The 21,831-nt window shown below is 63.6% G+C and carries 20 protein-coding genes; 8 read left to right on the forward strand and 12 right to left on the reverse strand.

Features of this window, described 5'->3' with window-relative positions; genetic code table 11:
- Positions 1-178 precede the first annotated feature (178 nt).
- The 3 genes from ACIQT2_RS00110 to ACIQT2_RS00120 are packed head-to-tail and all read left to right on the forward strand — an operon-like array spanning position 179 to position 3,166.
- The gene (locus ACIQT2_RS00110; protein ID WP_402942388.1) at positions 179-1,315 is read left to right on the forward strand and encodes a type III polyketide synthase; all 1,137 of its coding nucleotides are present in this window, start codon (positions 179-181) and stop codon (positions 1,313-1,315) included.
- Between the two features lie 47 nt (positions 1,316-1,362).
- Positions 1,363-2,040, forward strand: coding sequence for a class I SAM-dependent methyltransferase (locus ACIQT2_RS00115; protein WP_402942391.1), 678 nt, complete (start codon positions 1,363-1,365; stop codon positions 2,038-2,040).
- Positions 2,030-3,166 (forward strand): FAD-dependent oxidoreductase, encoded by a 1,137-nt coding sequence (locus ACIQT2_RS00120; protein WP_402942394.1) that lies wholly within the window; start codon positions 2,030-2,032, stop codon positions 3,164-3,166. The genes ACIQT2_RS00115 and ACIQT2_RS00120 overlap by 11 nt, the downstream gene beginning before the upstream one ends.
- A 12-nt stretch (positions 3,167-3,178) precedes the next feature.
- Here ACIQT2_RS00120 and ACIQT2_RS00125 read toward each other — a convergent pair whose 3' ends face one another.
- Positions 3,179-3,583: a nuclear transport factor 2 family protein gene (locus ACIQT2_RS00125; protein ID WP_402942397.1), complete on the reverse strand. Its 405-nt coding sequence runs from the start codon at positions 3,581-3,583 to the stop codon at positions 3,179-3,181.
- A gap of 72 nt (positions 3,584-3,655) precedes the next feature.
- On the opposite strand from ACIQT2_RS00125, the gene ACIQT2_RS00130 reads away from it, so the two are divergent.
- Positions 3,656-4,330 carry a peptide deformylase gene (locus ACIQT2_RS00130; protein ID WP_402942400.1) on the forward strand — a complete coding sequence of 225 codons (675 nt, stop codon included), beginning with the start codon at positions 3,656-3,658 and terminating at the stop codon, positions 4,328-4,330.
- Between the two features lie 4 nt (positions 4,331-4,334).
- Here the strand turns inward: ACIQT2_RS00130 and ACIQT2_RS00135 are convergent, their stop codons facing one another.
- Complete coding sequence (locus ACIQT2_RS00135; protein WP_402942402.1) at positions 4,335-6,347, reverse strand: S9 family peptidase; 2,013 nt, start codon at positions 6,345-6,347, stop codon at positions 4,335-4,337.
- A gap of 68 nt (positions 6,348-6,415) precedes the next feature.
- Between ACIQT2_RS00135 and ACIQT2_RS00140 the strand changes: the two genes are divergently transcribed.
- The 4 genes from ACIQT2_RS00140 (at position 6,416) to ACIQT2_RS00155 (ending at position 9,487) form a co-directional block, all read left to right on the forward strand.
- The gene (locus tag ACIQT2_RS00140) at positions 6,416-7,270 is read left to right on the forward strand and encodes a methyltransferase domain-containing protein (RefSeq protein ID WP_402942404.1); all 855 of its coding nucleotides are present in this window, start codon (positions 6,416-6,418) and stop codon (positions 7,268-7,270) included.
- A gap of 80 nt (positions 7,271-7,350) precedes the next feature.
- Entirely contained in the window at positions 7,351-7,812 is a 462-nt protein-coding gene (locus ACIQT2_RS00145; RefSeq protein WP_402942407.1) for an NfeD family protein, read from the forward strand.
- A 90-nt stretch (positions 7,813-7,902) separates the two neighbouring features.
- On the forward strand, positions 7,903-8,883 hold the full coding sequence (locus tag ACIQT2_RS00150; RefSeq protein ID WP_400332510.1) for an SPFH domain-containing protein: 981 nt from the start codon (positions 7,903-7,905) through the stop codon (positions 8,881-8,883).
- Positions 8,884-9,139: 256 nt separating this feature from the next.
- Positions 9,140-9,487, forward strand: coding sequence for an RNA polymerase-binding protein RbpA (locus ACIQT2_RS00155; RefSeq protein WP_397321881.1), 348 nt, complete (start codon positions 9,140-9,142; stop codon positions 9,485-9,487).
- 83 nt (positions 9,488-9,570) lie between these two features.
- Here the strand turns inward: ACIQT2_RS00155 and ACIQT2_RS00160 are convergent, their stop codons facing one another.
- From ACIQT2_RS00160 to pafA, 10 genes are all read right to left on the reverse strand, one after another.
- Entirely contained in the window at positions 9,571-10,314 is a 744-nt protein-coding gene (locus ACIQT2_RS00160; protein WP_400269490.1) for a polyprenol monophosphomannose synthase, read from the reverse strand.
- A 353-nt stretch (positions 10,315-10,667) separates the two neighbouring features.
- The gene (locus ACIQT2_RS00165; protein WP_402942411.1) at positions 10,668-12,308 is read right to left on the reverse strand and encodes an amidohydrolase; all 1,641 of its coding nucleotides are present in this window, start codon (positions 12,306-12,308) and stop codon (positions 10,668-10,670) included.
- Between the two features lie 45 nt (positions 12,309-12,353).
- Complete coding sequence (locus tag ACIQT2_RS00170) at positions 12,354-15,305, reverse strand: DEAD/DEAH box helicase (RefSeq protein ID WP_402942414.1); 2,952 nt, start codon at positions 15,303-15,305, stop codon at positions 12,354-12,356.
- A 24-nt stretch (positions 15,306-15,329) separates the two neighbouring features.
- A complete protein-coding gene (gene tatC, locus ACIQT2_RS00175; RefSeq protein ID WP_400332501.1) occupies positions 15,330-16,124 on the reverse strand; it encodes a twin-arginine translocase subunit TatC in 795 nt (264 codons plus the stop codon).
- Between the two features lie 50 nt (positions 16,125-16,174).
- Positions 16,175-16,453, reverse strand: coding sequence for a Sec-independent protein translocase subunit TatA (gene tatA, locus ACIQT2_RS00180; protein WP_400332498.1), 279 nt, complete (start codon positions 16,451-16,453; stop codon positions 16,175-16,177).
- Positions 16,454-16,488: 35 nt separating this feature from the next.
- The gene (locus tag ACIQT2_RS00185; protein WP_402942417.1) at positions 16,489-16,839 is read right to left on the reverse strand and encodes a hypothetical protein; all 351 of its coding nucleotides are present in this window, start codon (positions 16,837-16,839) and stop codon (positions 16,489-16,491) included.
- 9 nt (positions 16,840-16,848) lie between these two features.
- A complete protein-coding gene (locus tag ACIQT2_RS00190) occupies positions 16,849-18,855 on the reverse strand; it encodes a helix-turn-helix transcriptional regulator (RefSeq protein ID WP_402942420.1) in 2,007 nt (668 codons plus the stop codon).
- 93 nt (positions 18,856-18,948) lie between these two features.
- Entirely contained in the window at positions 18,949-19,344 is a 396-nt protein-coding gene (locus tag ACIQT2_RS00195; RefSeq protein WP_397321868.1) for an FKBP-type peptidyl-prolyl cis-trans isomerase, read from the reverse strand.
- A 67-nt stretch (positions 19,345-19,411) separates the two neighbouring features.
- Positions 19,412-20,341, reverse strand: a complete 930-nt coding sequence (locus ACIQT2_RS00200; RefSeq protein ID WP_402942423.1) for an FKBP-type peptidyl-prolyl cis-trans isomerase — start codon at positions 20,339-20,341, stop codon at positions 19,412-19,414.
- Between the two features lie 124 nt (positions 20,342-20,465).
- Entirely contained in the window at positions 20,466-21,830 is a 1,365-nt protein-coding gene (pafA, locus tag ACIQT2_RS00205; RefSeq protein ID WP_397321866.1) for a Pup--protein ligase, read from the reverse strand.
- Between the last annotated feature and the right edge of the window lies 1 nt (position 21,831).

The raw sequence follows: 21,831 nt of genomic DNA on the forward strand, positions 1-21,831 counted from the left end.
CTCGGCGTCGCCCATCCCCTGACCGGCCTGCTGCGGCCAGTACGTTCGATTCTCGTTCGTTGGCGCGGATGCGGCAACGGTACGTTCCACACTACTGGGCAGTATGCGCCGCTACGGTGAACACGCGGCAACAACCCGGGCCCATTGTCTTCGCGACCATACTCGCTAAGAATGAAGCATGCCGGTCTACATGAGGTCCCTCGAAACCGCAGTCCCGCCAACCATCCTTGTCCAATCGCAAGCTCGTGATGTTTTCGCAGCCCAACCGGGCCTGACCAGGCTTGGCTCCCGCCTTGTCACTACCTGCTTCGACTCCGCCGCCATCGATACCCGGTACACGGCCGTGGCCGAATTGAGCCTGGACGCCCATCCGGAAAATCCGCAGTTCTTCGACCTCGAAAGCAACCGCGTGCTGAGTCCCAGCACCAAGGCACGGAACGAAATTTTCGCCGTCGAAGCCACCAAACTCTTCATCGAGGCCGGCAAGGCAGCCGTGGCAGGTGCTCCCGGGATCGGCCTGGATGACATCACGCACGTCATCACCGTCTCCTGCACTGGATTCTTCAACCCGGGACCGGACTACAAGGTGGTCAGGGCCCTGGGCCTCCAGCCTTCGGTCCAGCGCTACCATCTGGGGTTCATGGGGTGCTACGCCGCGTTCCCGGCGCTCAGGGCTGCCAAACAATTCTGTGTGGCGGATCCATCGGCTGTTGTCCTGGTCATTTGTGCCGAACTGTGCTCCCTGCACGTGCGCACCTCCAACGATCCGGACACCATCATGGGTTCGGCCATCTTCGGCGACGGAGCCGCGGCAGCCGTCGTCACAGCCCGGGAACCCGAAGGGCCGGAGCCCGTCATCCGGCTGGATCACTTTGAGACCGTGCTGACCCCCGTGGGTGAAGAAGCCATGGCCTGGAACATCGGCGACGAAGGCTTCGAGATGGTCCTCGGTTCCTACGTGCCCCACATCATTGAAGATCACATCACGGGGGCCTTGGAACCGCTCCTCGCCAAGGAACCCGGGCTCAGCGACAAGCCCTACCGGGATATCACGCATTGGGCCATCCATCCCGGCGGACGCAGCATCCTGGACAAGGTGGAGTCCAAACTGGAACTGACGGCAGATCAACTTGTCCCCGCCCGGGAGACCTTGCGGGAGTACGGGAACATGAGCAGTGCCACGGTGATGTTTGTCCTCAAGTACATGCTGGACAGGCCAGCCCACGTGCGTGAGGAACTGATCTGCTCCATGGCCTTCGGACCCGGCCTGACCGTGGAGACGGGACTCCTGACGCTGGTCTCCCCCGCCCTGTGAGTCCGTGGGGGTCCCTCGCGGAGCGGGACCTGGATGCCGTGGAGGACATGGATCGCCCCGATTGTGACCTCCAGCGCCTCAACCGCAGCTACGCCCGCTTCCCCGTGGTGAACGCCCTGCTGTCCGGATGGCACAGGTTGTACCGCGAGCGGTTTGTACCACTTTTGCGTCTGCGGGAATCCGTCTCGGTACTGGATATCGGTTGCGGCGGCGGTGACGTCGCCCGCAGCCTGGCCCGCTGGGCATTGCGCGACGGTTTCGACCTTCGGGTGACGGCGATCGACCCCGACGAGCGCGCGTTCGCTTTCGCTTCGGTGGCCCGGAGCCTGCCAGGAGTGGAGTACCGGCAGGCCCTCAGCTCCGACCTGGTGGCGGAGGGGCGTGAATTCCACATTGTGCTGTCCAACCACATGCTGCACCACCTTGACGCTGCCAATCTGGCCGCCGTCCTGGGCGATTCGGAGCAGTTGGCCACCTCGATATCGCTGCACAACGACCTACGGCGCAGCAATGTGGCCTATGCGCTCTTTGCGGCAGGTTTCTGGCCGCTTGGCGTGGGATCGTTCATTTGCGGTGACGGCCTGGTCTCCATCAGGCGCAGCTATACCCCGTCAGAACTGCGTGCGGTGGCCCCCGACGGTTGGCGCGTGGAACCGAATGGCCCCTGGCACAACCTGCTTGTTCGGGAGGCCCGCTCCAAGGACGTCGGTGCGCGTGGAGCCTGACGTTGTTATTGTCGGGGCGGGCCCTGTGGGACTCTTTCTGGGGGTCCTCCTGCTGCAGCGCGGGAGGTCGGTACGCATTCTGGAACGCCGCACCGCGCGCAGCAACCGATCGCGGGCCATCGGTATTCACCCTCCTGCCCTGAAGGAGCTCCAGCGGGCGGGACTCGCCAGCGGGCTCGTGGCTGAAGGTATACGCATCCCGAGGGGCGTGGCGTACAGCAGGGGAAAAAGGGTCGCCGAATTGCCCTTCTCCGGAGATCCGGGCTTTCCGTTCATCCTTGCAGTTCCCCAACCGGTGACGGAACGGGTGCTGGAGGCGGCCGTCGCAGCGTTGGACCCGCAGGCACTTGTGCGTGGTGCCAACGTCCACACACTGATTGACGACGGCGGCACTGTCAGTATCGGAGCGGACTCACCTTCGGGAGTACTCGGCTTCCGGACCGGGCTGGCTGTAGCCGCTGATGGCGCCCATTCCAGGTTCCGTGAGCGGTTCGAGCCCGGCGCGCGGGCCCGGGACTATCCGGACTACTACCTCATGGGAGACTTCCAGGACACCACGGGGCATGGACATGACGCCGTCCTCTACCTCGAGCCGGACGGGATCGTGGAATCCTTCCCGTTGCCTGGTGGCGTGCGGCGGTGGGTGGTGCGGCTCGGCGCACCGGCAACAAGCCCGACGGCGGGTGGCCTGGCCGCGCTGGTCAGCGCCAGGACAGGCGCGGCGCCGGACCCGGCCACCAACACCATGCTGAGCGCCTTTGGCGTACAGTCCCGACTGGCTTCTTCAATGGTGCACGGGCGTGTGGTCTTGCTGGGCGATGCGGCGCACGAGATCAGCCCGATCGGCGGGCAAGGCATGAACCTCGGGTGGCTGGACGCCGCAGCCTTGGCACCCATCATCGATGCTTCGCTCGCAGGTGAGGAAGTGGGCAGAGACATCAGGCGCTTTGAACGCGCCCGTGGCCGCGCCGCCTCCAAGGCATCACGTCAAGCGGGGATGAACATGGCTTTGGGCAGGCCCATGCCGCCTTCAGCGCTGAGCGCCAGGAACAGACTCTTCGCGACGGCCCTTCGAGTGGGCTGCGTCTCCGGGCTGGTGGAGCGCCGCTTTACGATGCGCTGGTGAACCTTGCCCGACTCAGCTGCCCGTGTAGTAGCAGTCGTAGGTGTCCTGGCTGGCGATCAAACCGTCCCGCAGTTCAAAAACTGCGGTGCTCCGCGCGCGGATGGTTTCCCCGGCATCCCAGTGCGGGAGATCCAGAAGCAGGACGGCGGACCAGTTCATTTCCAGCACCACCCGGTTTCCTTCGGTAGTGGTCCGGACAACCTCGAACCTCTGCCCGGAAACGATTGCCTTGCTGTCGTCAGCTCCGGCCAAGGTCTCTTCGCGGGTGCGGGTGGAGCCCGTCTTGGACAGGGCATGGGGCCATTCGGTCAGGGTGAAGTCCTCGGCCAGGAACGGATCGATGTCGGCTCCTCCGCCGCCGGCTTCCACGGTCCTGACGAATCCAAGTACTACTTCCAGGGGGTCGCTGTGGCTCATCCGATGAGCCTAACCCACCTGCCGCGCCGCTCCATCCACCGGGCGGGCAGGCGGAACGGATAGGCTCACCTCATGACCCAGCACGTTCGGCCGCTGCACGGCCCCTCCACGGACTTCACCGCAACCGACATCCGGGACACAGCGCGGAGGCTCTTGGATATGGAGCCCCTGCCCCCGATCGTCCAGGCCGGTCATCCCGTGCTCCGCCAGCATGCAGCTCCTTTTGACGGGCAAATCGACGACGAAGAACTGCACGCCCTGATCGAGCGCATGCGTGAGGTCATGCATGCTGCACCCGGTGTGGGCCTGGCAGCGCCGCAACTCGGTCTACCCCTCCAAATAGCCGTCCTGGAGGACCAGTACCAGATAGAACCCGCATCGGCGGCAGCCAGGAACCGCGAGCCGTTGGAGTTCCTGGCCGTGCTGAACCCGTCGTACACGGCGGTTGGTCCTGAGAGCGCATCCTTCTACGAGGGGTGCCTCTCAGTCAGCGGCTACCAAGCGGTTGTCAGCAGGCCCTCCTCGGTACAGCTGGAGTGCCTCACGCCGGATGGTACCCCGTTTGAAGGCGTGTACTCCGGATGGCAGGCGCGGATCGTGCAGCACGAAACCGATCATTTGATGGGCACCCTTTACCTGGACCGGGCTGAACTGCGGTCGCTGTCCAGCAACGCCGAACATGCCGCCCGATGGTCCGGTCCCGGGATCGAGGATGCCCGGGCAGCCCTCGGCTTCCTCCGCAGCTAAACCATTAGTCCTCGCCGCGGTTCAGCTCGCTGGGCAGGTGCTGCGCCCACCAGGACAGGATGTGCTGGAACCGGGCCCTTCGGTGATGCGGGGTTCCTGAGCGCGACAGTTCGTGGTCCTCGCCCGGGAACACCAGCAGCGACGTTTCCACCCCGCGGGACTTCAGTTCCGAGTAGTAGCGCTGGCCCTGCTCGATGGGGCAACGGAGATCGTTCTCGCTGTGGATGACCAGCGTAGGAGTCCTCACGCCGCCAACCACGGCCATGGGGCTCTGGGCTTGCAGTTGTTCCGGGGTTCCGCCCATGTACTCGCCTCCGAAGAACCAGCCAATATCTGCCGACCCGTGGAAACTGACCGGGTCCAGGAAGCCGCGCTCCACAATGGCGCCCTTGAATCGATGGTCGTGGGCGATGGTCCAGGCAGTGAGGTAACCACCGTAGGAGCCTCCCATGATGCCCAACCGCTCTTTGTCCAGAACCGGATACTTTCGCAGGGCTGCGTCCAGGAAGGCCAGGACGTCCTGCATGTCCACGGTTCCCATCCGTTCCTTGATGGCCCGCCCATGGGCCTGGCTGTACCCGGCGGAACCTCGGGGGTTGCACATCACCACCGCGTATCCGGCCGCGGCATAGACCTGGGCTTCGTCGAAGAACGCGCCCGTGTACTGGGCGAACGGGCCGCCGTGGATGGCGAGGAGCACCGGGTGTGGTCCGGGACCGTCCGGCATGACCACCCAGCCGTGCACGGGGTTGCCGTCCTCCGCCGCGGCTTCAAGGTCCTGCGGTTCGCTGACTTGGGAATGGTTGCGGAGGTTTGCCGAGAAATTGGTCAGCAGCCGCAGTTCACCCCTGTCCAGGGAAGCTAGATCACCTACCGTAGAGGCGTCAGAGAAGCTGACTGCCATTTCTCCGTTGGCCGCCACTGTCGCTCCCAAAACCACGCGGGCACCGTGTACCAGCGGGATGATGCCGTCCGCTGCGACCTCCAGCAGTTCAACAGTGCCCAAGGCCGTGTTCAGGACCAGGACACTGTCCGGTCCACACGGCTGCAGGGGGCCTGAAACGTCAAGGTGCTCGGCATCGGTCAATGGCCGCGCCTCTCCCCCGCCCACGGGCATGACAAAGAGCACCGTGTTCCTGGCAACGAAGTCGATTCGCGATTCGCCCAGGTCCTGGGCGGTGTAGAAAAGCCACTCGCCATTCGTCGAGACCCGCACGGCGTTGACTGTTTGCGGGCTGTGGTTGGAGGGATGAACTGCTTCGGGCTGGCCGCCTTGGACGTCCAGCCGGTAGACGGAGGCGACCAGGTCGTCGTCGTGCGTTTCATGCAGCGCGGCCACAAAGTAAAGGTGGCGGCCGTCCGGAGCGAAGACCGGAGACTCATGGTCGGCGTCGCCAAAGGTGAGCTGCCGGGCCTGGGGAACGTCCGTGAAGGCGGCCTGGCTTTGTTCGTGGGCCGCCCGTCCGCGTGGACGGAACGCCGGCTCGCCACCGAGTTCTGGTACCTCCACCACGAACAATTGCTGGCGCTGGTCAGCGGTATAGCCCAAGCCGTTCATCCGGTACTGCTTGGAAGAGATGAGGCGCGGGTCTTCGCGCCCGGCCGTGACGTCGGCCACCGTGCCATAGCGACCGGGTTCGGGGACACGGGACGTAAAGACGATCCGGTGCGAGTCCGGTGCCCACTCGAAACCTCCCACGCCCGCATGCTGCCCGGTAATCCGCTGCGGCTCGCCTCCCGCGGATTCCACAACGAAGAGCTGCGGCTTGCCGTCCTGGTCGCTTCGCAGGAAAGCCAGTACCAACCCGTCGGGCGAGAAGGCGGGAGCGGTGTCCCTGAACCCGCGCGTAATACGCCGGGAGTGCTTGGCAGGGTCCAACGGCACGGTCCAGAGCTGGCCGACATAGGAATCGGTGTCAAAGTCCGGCCTGGTGACCGCGACGACGGCCCTGGTGCCGTCAGGGTGGATAGCGGGAGCGGAGACAGTATTCAGCAGTGGCAGTTGCTCGGGTTTCACGTGGGTGAGCCTAACCGCACACCCTGGATGCCGGGGCCTGACACTCCGTCGGCCGTAGGATTGAAGCCATGCTGTCCGACGCCATCGCCGCCCTTCGCTGTCCTGTGTGCCAGGGAACCTGCCACCTTGGCGAGGGTCCGCACCGGGCGATCCTGTGCAGCGCCGGCCACGTTTTCGATGCTGCGAAGCAGGGCTACTTCAATCTCTTGACCGGGAAGGGCACTGTCTTCGAAGCGGACTCCGCTGACATGGTGGCTGCCCGCCAGCGCTTCCTTGACGGAGGCCACTACGCCGAACTGGCCGGCACCATCGCATCCCTGGCGGCGGAAGCCATGCAGGGCCCGGATCCTGCTGTTCTTGATGCCGGGACGGGGACGGGCCATTACCTGCACGCCGTCCTGCACAAGACGCCGGCCACAGCAGTGGGACTGGATATCTCCAAGTTCGCCCTCCGCAGGGCTGCCCGCCTGAATCCCCAGGCCGCCAACCTGGTCTGGGACATCTGGCGTCCCCTGCCCCTCGCAGACCATTCCATGGACGTGGTCCTGGTGGTGTTCGCGCCGCGGAATCCACCGGAGTTCGCCCGCGTGCTGCGTCCGGGGGGCACCCTGTTGGTGGTCACCCCACGCCCGGGACACCTGGCCGAAGCGGCGGAACGCACCGGCATGCTGTCCATACAGGAAGGCAAAGAGGCGAAGCTGGCAGAGACCCTCTCGGAACACTTCCTGCCAGGGCGCACCATCAGCCTCGACATCCCGCTCGCGCTGGACCCGGGACAGCTGGCGGACCTCGCCTTCATGGGCCCTGCGGGCCACCATCTCGATTCGCACAAGACGCCGGGAACGGCCGACGGCACGGAATCCTTGCACACCACGGCGAAGTTCCAGATCGGTATCTTCAGGAGCCGGGAAACACGGCCCTGACGTGGGACTCCGCTCCGGGCTAGGATGGAAGGACAGCGACTGTGATCCCGTCCTCGGGGTCCGGGACCAAGGGGGAACAGATGTTTGAATGGCTCGGCGAAAACTGGTGGGCTCTCTGGCTCACGGTATTCCTCGCCTTCGCAGTGGTGGAGATGCTCACGCTCGACCTCTTCTTCATCATGCTGGGTGGCGGCGCCCTCGCCGGTCTCGTGGCGGACTTCGCGGGTGCCGACTTCTGGCTCCAGATCGTGATCTTCAGCGTAGTAAGCCTCCTGATGATTGCCTTTGTGCGGCCCGTGGCCCTCAAGCACCTCCGCAAGGGACCCGCCGAACAGCGCACCAACGTGGACCGCCTGATTGGACAATCCGCCCTCGTTATCGAGGCTGTGAGCGGGACAAGCGGCCTGGTCAAGATCGGGGGCGACGTGTGGACGGCACGCAGTACGTCTGAGGTCATTGACCCGGGTGCCACGGTCCAGGTCACCAGGATTGACGGCGCGACGGCGGTTGTCGCCTCGACTGCCGAAAACAGCCCGCTTTAGGGCACACCAAAAGTTTCTGCTGACGACCGCGGGTTGGCCCCGCACCGTTGAGCCGCATCAAACCACTCAATTGGGGAATGAAGGAGATGTATGGACGGCCTAGGAGGAACAGCGGCAGCCATAGTGCTGGTTGTTCTTGTCATATTTGTCATCATTGTGTTGGTCCGCTCGATCAGGATTATTCCGCAGGCACGTGCCGGCGTCGTTGAACGGCTGGGCAAGTACCAGCGCACGCTCAACCCGGGACTCACCATCCTGATCCCGTTCGTGGACCGGCTCCTGCCGTTGCTGGATCTTCGTGAACAAGTAGTGTCGTTCCCGCCGCAGCCGGTCATTACCGAGGACAACCTGGTGGTGTCCATCGATACCGTCGTCTACTTCCAGGTCACTGACCCCCGGGCTGCCACGTACGAGATCGCAAACTACATCCAGGCAGTAGAGCAGTTGACCACCACGACGCTCCGTAACGTCGTGGGCGGGCTCAACCTTGAAGAGGCACTGACCTCGCGCGATCAGATCAACGGTCAGTTGCGCGGCGTGTTGGACGAGGCCACGGGTCGCTGGGGCATCCGCGTGTCCCGCGTCGAGCTCAAGGCAATCGACCCGCCCCACTCCATCCAGGACTCCATGGAGAAGCAGATGCGGGCCGAGCGAGACCGGCGTGCAGCCATCCTCACGGCCGAAGGCACCAAGCAGTCGCAGATCCTTACGGCTGAGGGCCAGCGGCAGGCGGCTATCCTGGCTGCCGAAGGTGATGCCAAGGCAGCCATCCTGCGAGCAGACGGTGAAGCCCAGGCCATCCAGAAGGTCTTCGACGCGATCCACAAGGGAAACCCGGACCAGAAGCTCCTTGCCTACCAGTACCTGCAGACTCTCCCCAAGCTGGCGGAGGGTACCTCAAACAAGCTGTGGATCATTCCCAGCGAGGTAGGCGAAGCCCTGAAAGGCATCGGCGGTGCCCTTGGCGGGACCAATGGGGACTCCCCCGTCCAGGGTCTTTTCGGCGGCAGGGACGATGCCAAGGCAACGTCCGCGGAGCCGGCAGCCGAGCCTGCGAGGCCCGCGGAGTAGCACCAACGAATCGCGCCAGGAGCGGTCAGCCGGGAGGCTGGCCGCTCCTGGGGTTTAAGGGTTTTTGAGCGCCCGGCCCGTTTCCGCGTATAATGGGATATTTGTCCGGCTGGTTCAGCGTGGATGGAACATAAGAGCTTGGCCAGGCGTTGCAAATAGTGATGCAAGGTGTGCAGAAGTAGTCCGTGAGCGGCGAGACAACGGCTTACGGCTAGCGCAGGGTTTCCAGCCCTGCGAACAGACAGAGGGAGTAATCATGAGCGATCGCAGCCTGCGGGGCATGCGTCTTGGCGCCCAGAGCATGGAAACCGAATCCGGTGTCGAGCCGGCACCGCGCCAGCGGGTCGAGTACCGTTGCGAGGATGGCGAGCAGGTCTTCGTGACCTTTGCCGCCGAAGCCGAGATTCCCCCTGTTTGGGTTTCCAAGACCGGCAAGGAGGCGCTGCTGGTTGACGGCGAGCGTCCGGTCGACGCCAATGAAAAAGCTGTACGTACCCACTGGGACATGCTTCTTGAGCGCCGCACGCTTCCGGAACTGGAGCAAATCCTGGAGGACCGCTTGAACATCCTCCGTGAGCGCCGTGGAGAGCGCCGCTCCGCATAACGGAGCCTGCAGAGCAAAGGCCGGGCCCGGATCCCCTAGGGGGAACCGGGCCCGGCCTTTTCTTGTGGCCTGGTGGCCTCGGATTACTTGGCCGCGGCCGGCTGCTTGCCCGTGAGCTTCGCCCACCGCGCGGCGAGGCCCCACTTGGTGACGTTGATCATGGCTTCCACCACGATGTTGCCGCTCATCTTGGATGCCCCGAGTTCCCGCTCCACGAACGTGATGGGACGTTCTTCGATACGCAATCCGAGCTTGGCGACGCGCCAGGCGAGGTCTACCTGGAAGCCGTAGCCAACCGAGGCTACTTCATCCAGCTTGAGGGCCTCCAGGGTGCTCCGGCGGAACGCGCGGTATCCCCCGGTGACGTCCTTGATTTTGACGCCCAGCATGATCCGGGAATACGTGCTGCCAATGCGGGAAATCGCCTGCCGGTACAGCGGCCAGTTAACCACGCTCCCGCCGGGAACCCAACGGGATCCCATCGCAAGGTCGGCGCCATCCTTGATGGCATCCAGAAGCAGGGGCAACTGCTCCGGCTGGTGCGAGCCGTCTGCGTCCATTTCAACCAGGACGTCATAGCCCGCGGCGAGGCCCCATTTGAACCCGGCGATGTACGCGGCCCCCAGGCCTTCCTTGCCCTTGCGGTGCAGGACATGCACCTGGCTGTCCTCCGCGGCGATCCCGTCGGCGAGCTGTCCCGTACCGTCCGGGCTGTTGTCATCGACCACGAGGACGTCCGATTCGGGAACGGCAGCCCGAAGCCGGCCCAGTGTCTTGGGGAGCGATTCCAGCTCGTTGTAGGTGGGGATGATCGTCAGGACACGCAAGAAGAGGCCTTTCCTTGATGGAGCGGTCAGTGTGCCGGACCAGCATGGACGCTGGCGTTCTGGCGCAACTCTCCATTATAGGGTGAGGCGGCCACTGATAATTTGCGCATGTGTCAGTGCCCACATTCCCGTGCGGAGCAGCCGATGCTGTGGGCAGGTCCAACGGCCACAGTCCAGTCGATGCCCGGCGGGTATCCTGCCGGGCGGACTGTTCTCCAAGACCGTATGGACCTGCCCACACGCGTACCGCCCATGCTACCCGGCGAGGCAACGCCGTCAACCGCCCGATGACCTGCATTGACGGGCGTTGCCCCAGTTCAGCGGGGCGGTGGCTCCGGAAAATTCTTGCGGAATCAGCCGCGCAGGGACTCGTGCGCGAACAGTTCCTGGCCTTCGCGGACCGTTTGCAAACATACGGGGTCGCTGCCGGTATCCAGGGCCGGAAGCAGTGGCGTGCGGGCACGTGGATCGGTGCTCCACGACTGCACCCGGCTGTCTGCCACCTGCACCATAAGCTCCTCGACCTCCCAGACGGCGAAGCTCGCCGGTGCGCCCGGAACCAGTTGGCCCATGAGCGGATTGCGGTGTTTGGTGGCCCGCCACCCCGCTCGGGTGTGGCCCAGGAAGGCAGCGCGCGCCGAGATGCGCTGGTCAGGGTTGCTGTGTTCCAGGCAGGCCCGGATGCTTGACCATGGTCGAAGCGGAGTCACAGGGCTGTCACTTCCAAAGGCAATGGCAACGCCGCTGGCATAGAACGACGCGAAGGGATTCATGCCACGACTGCGGTCACCGAGCCGCTGCTCATAGAGCCCTCCCGGACTCCCCCACGCGGCATCGAAACCAGGCTGCACGCTGACAGTGATGGAATACTTGGCGAGCCGGTCCACCGATTCCTGGTCGGCCAGTTCGACGTGTTCAAAACGGTGCCCGGCAGCACGGATACGCTGCTCTCCGACTTCCGCTGCGGCCGCGTCGAGCGCGTCCAGCGCGGAAGCCAGTCCGGCGTCTCCAATGACATGGAACCCGGCCTGGATACCCAGCATGGAACATGCCGCCAGATGGCTCGCCGCCTCCTCAACGGACAGGTAGAGATTGCCACGGTTTCCGGGAGCGTCGGCGTAATCGGAGGCCAGTGCTGCTGTCCGCGAGCCAATGGACCCGTCGATGTTGAGGTCGCCGGCGAGCCCCAGCACCGGGGTTCCGAGGCCTTCCAGGATCTGCCGGGCGTTCTCCTCCGAGGAGGCCAGCTCACCCCAGTAGGGCAGGATCAGCGGGCTGCCGCCTTCCTCGTTCCAGGAGTTGGCCAACCGCAGATCGTCCGGCCGGCAAATATGGGGAGCGGACATTTCGGCCAGCGCCACATACCCGTTGCTGGCCGCTTCGCGGAGGGCTGCTTCCTGCAAGCCCCGTCGCGTGGAATCGTCGAAGTTCCTGGACGCGCTCCTGGCCGCCGTGTGTGCCGCCCGGACCACATGGGCTGTCCCGGTAAAGCCATCAAGCCCGCCAAGGCCCGCGGCCTTGATCAGTGCGGAAGAAACGAGCGACGAATGGACATCTATCCGCGACAAGTAGACGGTCCGGCCCCGGGCTGCCCGATCAAGCTCTTCCACGGTGGGCAGCGTGGAATCGTTCCACGTGGTTTCATCCCACCCGTGGCCCAGGATGGCAGCCGTGCCGGGCACTGCGGCAACGGCGTCGAGGACGTCGCGGGCTGACCGCGCACTACCTAACTGCAGTCCGGACAGAGCCAGGCCCGTTTCGGTCAGGTGGACATGCGAGTCCACGAAGCCCGGGGCAAGCAGGGCACCTCGGAGATCGATGATCTCCATGGTGCCATCCGCGATGGACGCAGCAGCCTGCTCAGAACCGACCCATGCCACAGTGTCACCGTCCACCACCATGGCCGTGGCAAAAGGATCCGCCGCCGTGTAGATGGATCCGTTGCGGTACATGGTGACCTTGGGTTTGCCGGCAGGCGCGCCTGGTTGGTTCATTCGCTGAACTCCTCGGGAAAGACGGTAATGAAATCGAAAAAGACGTCAGGCGACCGTGGAGTACGCCACGACGCCACGGCGGACCAGGTCGATGGACTCCCGGCAGATGCGGGCCAGCCGTGGGTCCAGCTGGGGAATCTTCGCCAACTGGTCCAACAGGTCCACCACCTGCTTGGCCCAGCGTACAAAGTCACCGGCCGCGAGGTCGGTCCCATTCAGGACATCCTGGAGGTGCCGGCCCTTGGCCCACTTGTACATGGGCCACATGAGGCCCAGTTCGGGTTCCGCCGTCAAGGGGAGCCGGTTTTGTTCCTCAGTGTCCTCCAGACGCGACCATTCACGGACCACGATGTCCACGGCGGTCTCCAGGGAAATGGAAGGCATTTTGGGCCGCAGGCCCCGGTCTTCGCGCTTGGCCTGGTACACCAAGGTAGTGGCAAAACACGCCATCTCCGCGGCGTCGAGGTCGTTGATTGCACCTTCCCTGATGGCTTGCGAGATGAGCAGGTCCTTCTCGCCATAGATCCTGCGAAGACGCTGGCCGTCGGCACTGATGGTGACCTTTCCGGCGTCGTTCGCTTCCAGGTAGCCGTACGAGGACAGGACATCGCAGACACGATCGAAGGTCTTGGCAATCGTGTTGGTCCTGCCTTGGATCTGGCGGACCAGCCCGTCGGTCTCCTTCCGCAGTTTCCACCAGCGCTCTGACCAGCGGGCGTGATCCTCACGTTCGCTGCAGCCGTGGCAAGGATGCGCCCGGAGGTTCCTGCGAAGCTCGGCGATCCGTTTCTCCTGCTCCTGCGTCCGGGAACCCAGGCCGAAGTCCTCATGCCTGCTGTTGCGCCGCTTGGGAGCATCGTCGCTGACAGCGTGGCGCATGGACGCTGCGAGGTCGCGCCGGGCCTTCGGCAGCTTGGCATTGAAGGACTTGGGAATCCGGATCCGGGTCACCGGGGACACCGGCGCATCCACGTCATGTGCGCCGATTCGCCGCAACTGGTTGTCCGAGGTCAGGATGGCGGGCCGCGGTTCACGCGCGTTGGGGTCGGCGTCAAGCACGACGGCGAACCCCGCCAACCTGCCGCTCGAAACGCTGATGACGTCCCCGGGGATGAGACGGGTCAGGGAATCGGACACCCTTGAACGGCGGGCCCGCTGGTTGTCCCGCGCCGCGAACTGCTCAGCATCGCCCAATTCCCGCCGCAGCCGGGAGTATTCGCCGAAGTCACCGAGATGGCATTCCATGGACTTGGCGTAGCCGGCCAGCGATTCTTCCCTGCCGCGGACTTGCCTGGCGAGGCCGACTACGGAACGGTCGGCCTGGAACTGCGCAAAAGAGGACTCGAGGATTTCCCGTGCCCTGGTGCGCCCGAACTGGGCAATCAGGTTGATGCTCATATTGTAGGTTGGCCTGAAACTTGAATTCAGGGGGTAGGTGCGGCGCGAAGCCAGTCCCGCCACGGCTGCCGGATCAGTACCGGGTTGCCACAGGACTACTGCGTGTCCCTCGACATCGATGCCGCGGCGCCCGGCCCGCCCCGTCAACTGGGTGTACTCCCCTGCCGTGATGTTGACGTGGGCTTCCCCGTTGAACTTTTCAAGCTTTTCCAGGACGACGCACCGTGCAGGCATGTTCACGCCCAGCGCCAGGGTTTCGGTGGCGAAAACAGCCTTAACCAAACCGTCCGCAAAGAGCTTCTCCACCACCTCCTTGAAGGTGGGAAGCATCCCGGCATGGTGGGCCGCGAAGCCCCTGACCAGGCCGTCGCGCCACCCCCAGAAACCCAGGACGTCAAGGTCGTCGGCCGGAATCTCCCGGCTGGCCTCGTCCACACGTTGGGCAATGATCTGTTGCTCACGTTCGGTGGTCAGCCACAATCCGGAGGCCGCACACTGTGCGACCGCTGCGTCACAGCCGGCCTTGGAGAAAATGAAGGTGATGGCGGGCAGCAGGCCTTGCCGGTTCAGGCTGTCGATGACCTGGGGCCTGCTGGCCTTCCGGACAGGACTGCGCTGTTCTGTGTTGCGGTCCTCCCGTTGCCTGTCCTGGCGACGCCGGCTGCGTCCGCCGTGGCCAAAGCGGCCGCTGAAGTTCATGCGGCTTTCCGAACGCGCCATGGCCAGGAGTTCGGGGTTTACCTCGAACTCCTGCCCGGACAGGGCCTGCCGGACTTTGCCTCCTGCTTGCTTGGACGGTTTGGCGAGGCTTGCAGCACGTTCCTCAGCGGCGTCTTCCGACTCGTCCAGGTCCGGGACCTCGGAATCGGGAATGGGCGGGGCGATCTCGTCAAAGGACGTGTCGCCCGCAAAGAGGTCCACGATTTCCCGACCCACCATGACATGCTGCCAGAGCGGAACAGGCCGATGCTCGGACACGATGACGTCCGTATCTCCGCGGACGGTGTCCAACCAGGCACCAAACTCCTCGGCATTGGACACTGTGGCGCTCAGAGAAGCCACCTGGACTTCGCTGGGCAGATGGATGATCACTTCTTCCCACACTGCCCCGCGGAACCGGTCGGCGAGGTAGTGCACCTCGTCCATCACCACGAAGCCAAGGTCACCCAGGGTTTCCGAATCGGCGTACAGCATGTTCCGGAGCACTTCGGTGGTCATGACCACCACCGGCGCCTCTCCGTTGATGGTGGTATCACCGGTCAGCAGGCCAACGTTGGCCGCCCCGTACTTGGCAGCAAGTTCAGAGAACTTCTGGTTGCTCAGCGCCTTGATGGGAGTGGTGTAGAACGCCTTCAATCCCCGTTGCAGCGCAAGATAGATGGCGAACTCACCAACGATTGTCTTACCCGCGCCGGTGGGTGCCGCCACGAGGACGCCCCGGCCCTCTTGGAGGGACCGGCACGCCTCACGTTGGAAGTCGTCCAGGTCGAAATCAAGGGAACGTGCGAAAGCGCCAAGATACGTCTTGGCTTCGGCCGTCCGGTTGGCTGCCGCCCGGTAGCGGTCTGATGGTGACGGAGACCCGGAGATGGAGGACATGCATCAAGCCTAGTGGCCGGAGGTCTACAGATTCTCCAGATCCGATGCCGAGGTGGCTATGTCCGCCGTGGCTTCCGTCTCAGCAGCCCGCTTGACGGCACGGCGTTCGCGCCGCCGGTCGTTGAAGATGCAGACGCCAATGGCTGAGAAGAACAGCACCAGCAATGGTCCTGCGAGGAGGAACATCGACAAGGCATCAGCGCCCGGTGCGGCAACGGCGGCCAGTACGAAGACCAGGAACACCGTGATCCGCCAAGCCTTCAGGATGGTCTTTCCCGAAACCAGGCCTGCCATGTTGATCCCAACCAAGACCACCGGCACAAGGAAGGCCAGACCGAGGAACAGAATCATGCGGGTGACGAAGTCGATGTAGTCGCGCGCATCAATAATGTTGGCAACGCCGGAGGGAGTGAACTGCGTAAGGGCCCTGACCACCTGCGGCGTCACAAGCCAACCAACCCAGACCCCGGCAAGGAAGAGCGGAACAGCCGCAGCCATGAAGCCCAGCGTGTACTGGCGCTCTTTCTTGGTCAGGCCGGGAGTGATGAAAGCCCACAATTGATAAATCCATATCGGGCTGGAAATCACCAGCCCGATCAGGATGGAAATCTGAAGCTTGAAATCAAAGGGCGAAGCAATGCTGTTGAAGTTGATGGTCGCAATTGCACCCGTATGCCCGGCGATTGAATCGACCGGAGACTTCAATGCTTCGAGAACCGGGTCATAGAGGAACCAGCCGCCAACGGCAGCAGCCACTACACCGATGGCAGCCTTAATTAGGCGGTTCTTGAGCTCTTTGAGATGGTCGAGCAAGGCCATCCGGGCTTCGGGATTGGCTTTGCGCCCTTTCGTCGCTACCACACTTCTTCTTAGACGCGGTTGGATGGCGGAACGTCAGTTTCGCCGCTGTTCTTGGACTTGGCGTCCGGGTGATCCACAACCCTGCCCTCTACGGCATCGGCATCGCTCGCAGAGTCCTTGGTCTCCGGCTTGCCGTCATTCTTCATTTCTTTGACCTCGGACTTGATGATCCGCATCGACTGTCCGAGGCTGCGCGCCATCGCTGGCAACTTAGGAGCGGCGAACAGCAGAAGAGCCACGATGATGATGATGACGATCGGCCAGGGCCCGTCAAATAGTCGTCCCATTGGGGAGGTCCTTTCCTTTTGGATACATCCTACGTCTATCTGAATTCTATGTCGTGCAGGGATTGGGGTTGGCCCCGCTCGGCTTTGCGCTGGACGCGCCGTTGGCGACGAACTTCCTGGCGGAAGGCTTTGGCCGTCAGGTAATCATGACGCATCTGCTCGGGCGAGGCAAAAACGGCAGAACCGGGCACCGACCTCTCGGACGTCGCGTCCACATCGGAGGTTTCCGTTGTTGGCGAAATGTTGCTGAAACGTTTACCCGCCTCGCCCAATTCGCGCACGGTAGCCATGAATTTCCGGAACAAACGGAAGCCCAGGGTGACATGCAAAAGCAGCGACAGGGCTATGAGCGCGATCCACAACAGGATCCAAGACCACCAAGGCATCTGAGTAGTCTAGCCAGCCGGGCTGGAAGTCGTGGCGCCATACTGCGCCAAGGCGGATTCTAGCCAGGCCCTTGACGCTTCCCTGAGCGGCCCGGGATCCAGGATCCGGGCTGTTCCACCGTGCTGGGCTATGAACATGGGCAGCCACTCCGGACTGCCGAAGCGCACTTCGGCGAGCAGGCCGCCGTCGGGCAGTTGAGCCGTGCGCTCCGCGTAGTAGTCGTCGGCAAGTCCGGCGCCCTGGCGGGTCAGCTGCAGCACTACCAAGGCGTCGTCGTCACTGGGAGTGAAGAGACGTGCCGGCACATCAGCGTCCGGAACCGCCTTCCGCGACACCGGCCGCCCGTTGGGCTCCAGGGACTCCACCCTGTCCAGCCGGAAGTTGCGGAGTCCTGATTTGCTGTGGCAGTAGGCCTCGAAATACCACGTATTGTCCATGGAGAAGAGGCGGAGTGGATCCACGTCCCGTTCACTGACTTCGTCCCGCTGCAAGGACAGATACCGCAGGCGGAGTTGCCTGCCGTCCCGCAACGCTTTGGTCACCGTGGCGAAGGCCTCCGACTGCTCGGGCTCCACAGAGGCTCCGGCCACTGCCCCCGCCAGTCTTCCAGCCTCGCCCGCGGCACCTGCCAACTTGAGCGTGACCGATTCAAGGGCGCTGCCCGCATGGTCTTCTTCAACACCGGCCAAGGCCGGCAGGTCTCCCAGCATGGCCAATCCCGTCAACAGCGCCGCGGCTTCTTCCTCACTGAATCGCACGGGACGGTTCAGATCCAGGTGTTCAGTGATGTACACGTGGTCGTTTTCCCACTGGATGTCCAGCAGGTCGTCCGGATAGCCTTCCGGCAGCCCGGAACAGATCAGGATCTTCAGATCGTCGATGAGGGCCTTGCGGGTGATCCCAAAGTGGTCTGCGACCTCCTGGATATGCAGCCCCTGGTGGTGTACCAGGAACGGCACCAGCTGCAGCATCCGGGTGAGCTGGTCCTCCGAGGTCCGTTTCCGCGCCCGGACAACCGGGGCGGAGGCGGGAAACTCAACGGCAACAGGTGGGGCGGCATCAAAGGCGGCCGCACCCTGAAGGCGACGTACGACGGCGGCGCGCAACCCGGCAGGCTCCCTCACCATGACGTGCGGCCCGTAGGAGGCCAGCTCCTCGGCCAACTTCTCCGGATCCCGGAAGGCGATCCGGAGTGTGTCGCGTCCGTTGGTGCCGGACATGGCCGAGCCGCGCTTCCGAAGGTCCAGCAACCGTCCCGCGTCCACGTCGAGGTGCGCTTCCTGGAGTGGAAGTTCCGTGAGGGAATTGAGCTCTGCCCTTGCATCGAAACCAGCGGGTGGGTCGAACCGGCTGGTGGCCATGACCGTGACGGCGGTGGTCATCCTGGACAAACGGAAGAACCTCTTCGCTGTCCGTCCGCGATCCAGGCCCACCAGATACCACTGGCCGAAGCGGCTGCCGAGGCCCCACGGTTCAACCTCACGGGTTTCCTCCCTGTTGGTGCTGCCGGCGAGGTAGCCAAAACGGATGGCCTGGCGTCCGTGCATGGCCGCCACTACGTCATCGAATGCCTGGCCCGCAGGCTTGACGCGCGGCTGGACTCCGGAAGGGAGCTCCGTGTCCGCGAACCCGCCTGCGGCCTGCAGCTTGCGCACGGCGTTCACCGCGGCATTCCCCAGGGCTGCACGCTCCCAGAGCTGCGAAGCCAGGAGAAGGACCGTCCCTTCAGCCGGGGTGAGGCTGACCTCGGGAAGCCTGTTCGAATCCTTCCCGATCCGGTATCTGGTTGAGGCGGGGTCATCCTCACCGAAACCGGTGTCCATCAGCGTCTCTATATCGAAGCCAAACTGCTTCAAGTCCACCTTGTCACGTTCGAACATGCGCCCAAAAGCCGCGTCATTCTCAGCGGAGCCACGGTAGACCGTCTCGCGCAGGACTGCGCGGCTCAACCCTACTTTGGTGTTGAGCAGGGCCAGGAGCAGGTTCAGGAGGCGTTCAGTGCGGGATGCGGACACTCTTGCTACGTTACTAAACACCCGTCGAAAAACAGCAAGGCGCGTCACCTGCCGGCTGAACCGGAGGTGACGCGCCTTGTGGTTTTGGTTGGCCTAGCGGACGGCTACGAGGTCCACCACGAAGATCAGGGCCTCGTTGGGCTTGATGGCTCCACCAGCACCGCGCGAGCCGTAGGCAAGCTCGGAGGGGATCTCGAGGCGGCGGCGGCCGCCAACCTTCATGCCCAGCAGTCCCTGGTCCCAGCCCTGGATGACCTGGCCTACGCCGACGCGGAAGTCCAGCGGTGCACCACGGCCCCAGGAAGCGTCGAACTCTTCACCGGTGGACCAGGCCACGCCAACGTAGTGCGTGGAAACGGTGTCTCCGGCCTTCGCCTCGGCGCCCGTGCCTTCGATGATGTCGGTGATGCGCAGTTCCGTGGGGACCTCGCCCTCAGGGAAGTCGATCTCCGGCTTGGTGCGGTCGTAATCGCGCTGTCCAAATGACATGGTTGCTCCTTGAAGTAGTCGGGTGTCAGGTTCCAGCCTAAGCCAGTGTCCGTCGTGCTGGCTCCTGTTACTTGACGCCGAGGATATCCACGACGAAGACGAGGTCGCCCTTGGCCTTGCCGGATCCTTCCGCGCCGTACGCGAGGTCCTGCGGGATGACCAGGAGTACGCGGGAACCAACGGTCTTGCCCGCAAGGCCCTGAGTCCAGCCCTTGATCACGCCGGACAGGGGGAAGCTGGCAGTCTTTCCGCTGTCAAAGCTGGAATCGAATTTCTCGCCGCCAACGAGATTAACGCCAACGTAGTTCACGGTCAGCGTATCCGTGGCCTTGACGGCCGCGCCGGTGCCCTTGATCAGGTCTTGTGCGATGAGCTCCTTGGGAGCCGCGACGCCGTCCACGGAGATCTCGGGGATGCCTTTGTCATTTTCCTTGACGGTGGGCAGGCCTGCCGGAGGAGTGACAGTTTCGCCTTCAGGCTTGTCGAGGGCCTTCGGAGTGTCCTTGGCGGAGAGCAGCTTGAAGACCACCAACTGCGTCGTGGCCGCCTCGCCGGTGGAGGCGTTTCCGGGCGCAGCGAAAGCGACGTGGGAACCGATCTTGGCGCCAACAATGGCGTTGTAGATTGCCGCGTTTCCAGACTTCAAGTCGTCATTAAGTTCGATCGGCTGGGGTCCCTGGGGATAGGTGTCTTCCAGGGTCTTGCCGTCGGTGCCGTCGACGGCGATGTACGCCAGCTCAGCCGTCTGGCCGGCCTTGATGGTCTCTCCGCCGCCCTCGTCAACAACCTTGACGGTGGGTTCGGTGACGGCCAGGGGCTTGGTGAAGTCGAGGCCGGGTGCTTTGTCGTCACCATTGTCGGACACCTTCAGCGAAGAGAGCTTGGAGACATCACCCGTTGACTGGCTGGTGGGCTCGGCAGCCGGTGTGCTTCCTCCTCCCCCACAGGCTGTCATGAGCAGAAGGGCAGGAATCAGTATTGCTAGGAGTCGTCGCACAAAAAGACACTTTCGTCGGGACAGAGGACATTCGGAATCGCAGGCAATCGCGGGGCGCGCTGCGTCCGATCAGGTGCCTCTTTGGAAAGAGACCAACATCCAGAGTAACCGGCGAAGCTGGGAGTCAGCTCATAGAGTCCAGCAGGGCGTCCACCCTTTCGTCCACGCTGCGGAAGGGATCCTTGCACAGGATGGTCTGGTGGGCACGGTCGTTGAGCTTCAAGTGAACCCAGTCAACCGTATAGTCGCGCCCAAGTTCCTGGGCGCGGCGGACAAAATCCCCGCGCAGTTTGGCGCGCGTGGTCTGCGGCGGAGCGTCCACTGCGTCCTTGACCTCGGTCTCCGTGACCAAACGGCGGGCAGCACCGCGTGACTGGAGGAGGAAGAACAGTCCGCGTTGGCGGGAGATGTCGTGGTACGTCAGGTCCAACTGGGCGATCCGGGGCGAATCGAGGCTGAGATCATGGCGGCGCATGTAACCGTCCATGAGCTTCTTCTTGATGGCCCAGTCCACTTCGGTGTCGATCGAACTGGTGTCACCGCTTTCGATGGCATCCAATGTGCGCGTCCAGAGGTCGAGGATCAGGGGGACATGGGGGTTGTGCGCACCGTTGGCCGCCACGAACTCCGTCACTTTGCCCAGGTACTCACGTTGGATGTCCAGCGCGGAAAGTTGCCTGCCGTTGGCCAAACGGACCAAGGCCCGGCCCGTCAGGTCGTGCGATATTTCGCGGATGCTCCGGATCGGGTTCTCCATGCGCATGTCCCGCATGATGACTCCGGCCTCGATCATGCGAAGGATCAGGTCCACGGTGCCCACCTTGAGGAGGGCCGTGGTCTCCGACATGTTCGAGTCGCCGACGATCACGTGCAGGCGGCGGTAGAACTCGGCATCGGCGTGGGGTTCGTCGCGGGTGTTGATGATGGGACGCGAACGGGTGGTCGCGGATGAGACGCCTTCCCAGATGTGGTCGGCACGCTGGGAAAACGCAAAGGTGGCGCCGTGCGGTGTCTTGAGGACCTTGCCGGCACCGGCGATCAACTGCCTGGTCACCAGGAAGGGAATGAGGATTTCAGCCAACCTGGAGAACTCTCCCCTACGCGGAATGAGGTAGTTCTCGTGGCTGCCGTAGGAATTGCCGGCGGAATCGGTGTTGTTCTTGAACAGGTACACCGTTCCGTTGAAACCTTCGGCGGCAAGCCGCGCCTGTGCTTCATCGACGAGGTCGTCCAGGATCAACTCCCCCGCCCTGTCGTGGGCGATGAGCTGGGCGAGGTCGTCACATTCGGCAGTGGCGTACTCAGGGTGCGAACCAACGTCCAGGTAGAGCCGCGATCCGTTGGTCAGGAAGACATTGGAGGACCTGCCCCAGCTGACCACTTTGCGGAACAGGTAGCGGGCCACTTCTTCCGGAGCCAGGGGCCGGGAGTCAGGGCTCGAATACGAGATTCCGAATTCGGTTTCTATGCCGAAAATCCGTTTGTCCATC

The sequence above is a fragment of the Paenarthrobacter sp. NPDC090522 genome, from assembly GCF_044769225.1.
Classification (GTDB): Bacteria; Actinomycetota; Actinomycetes; order Actinomycetales; family Micrococcaceae; genus Arthrobacter.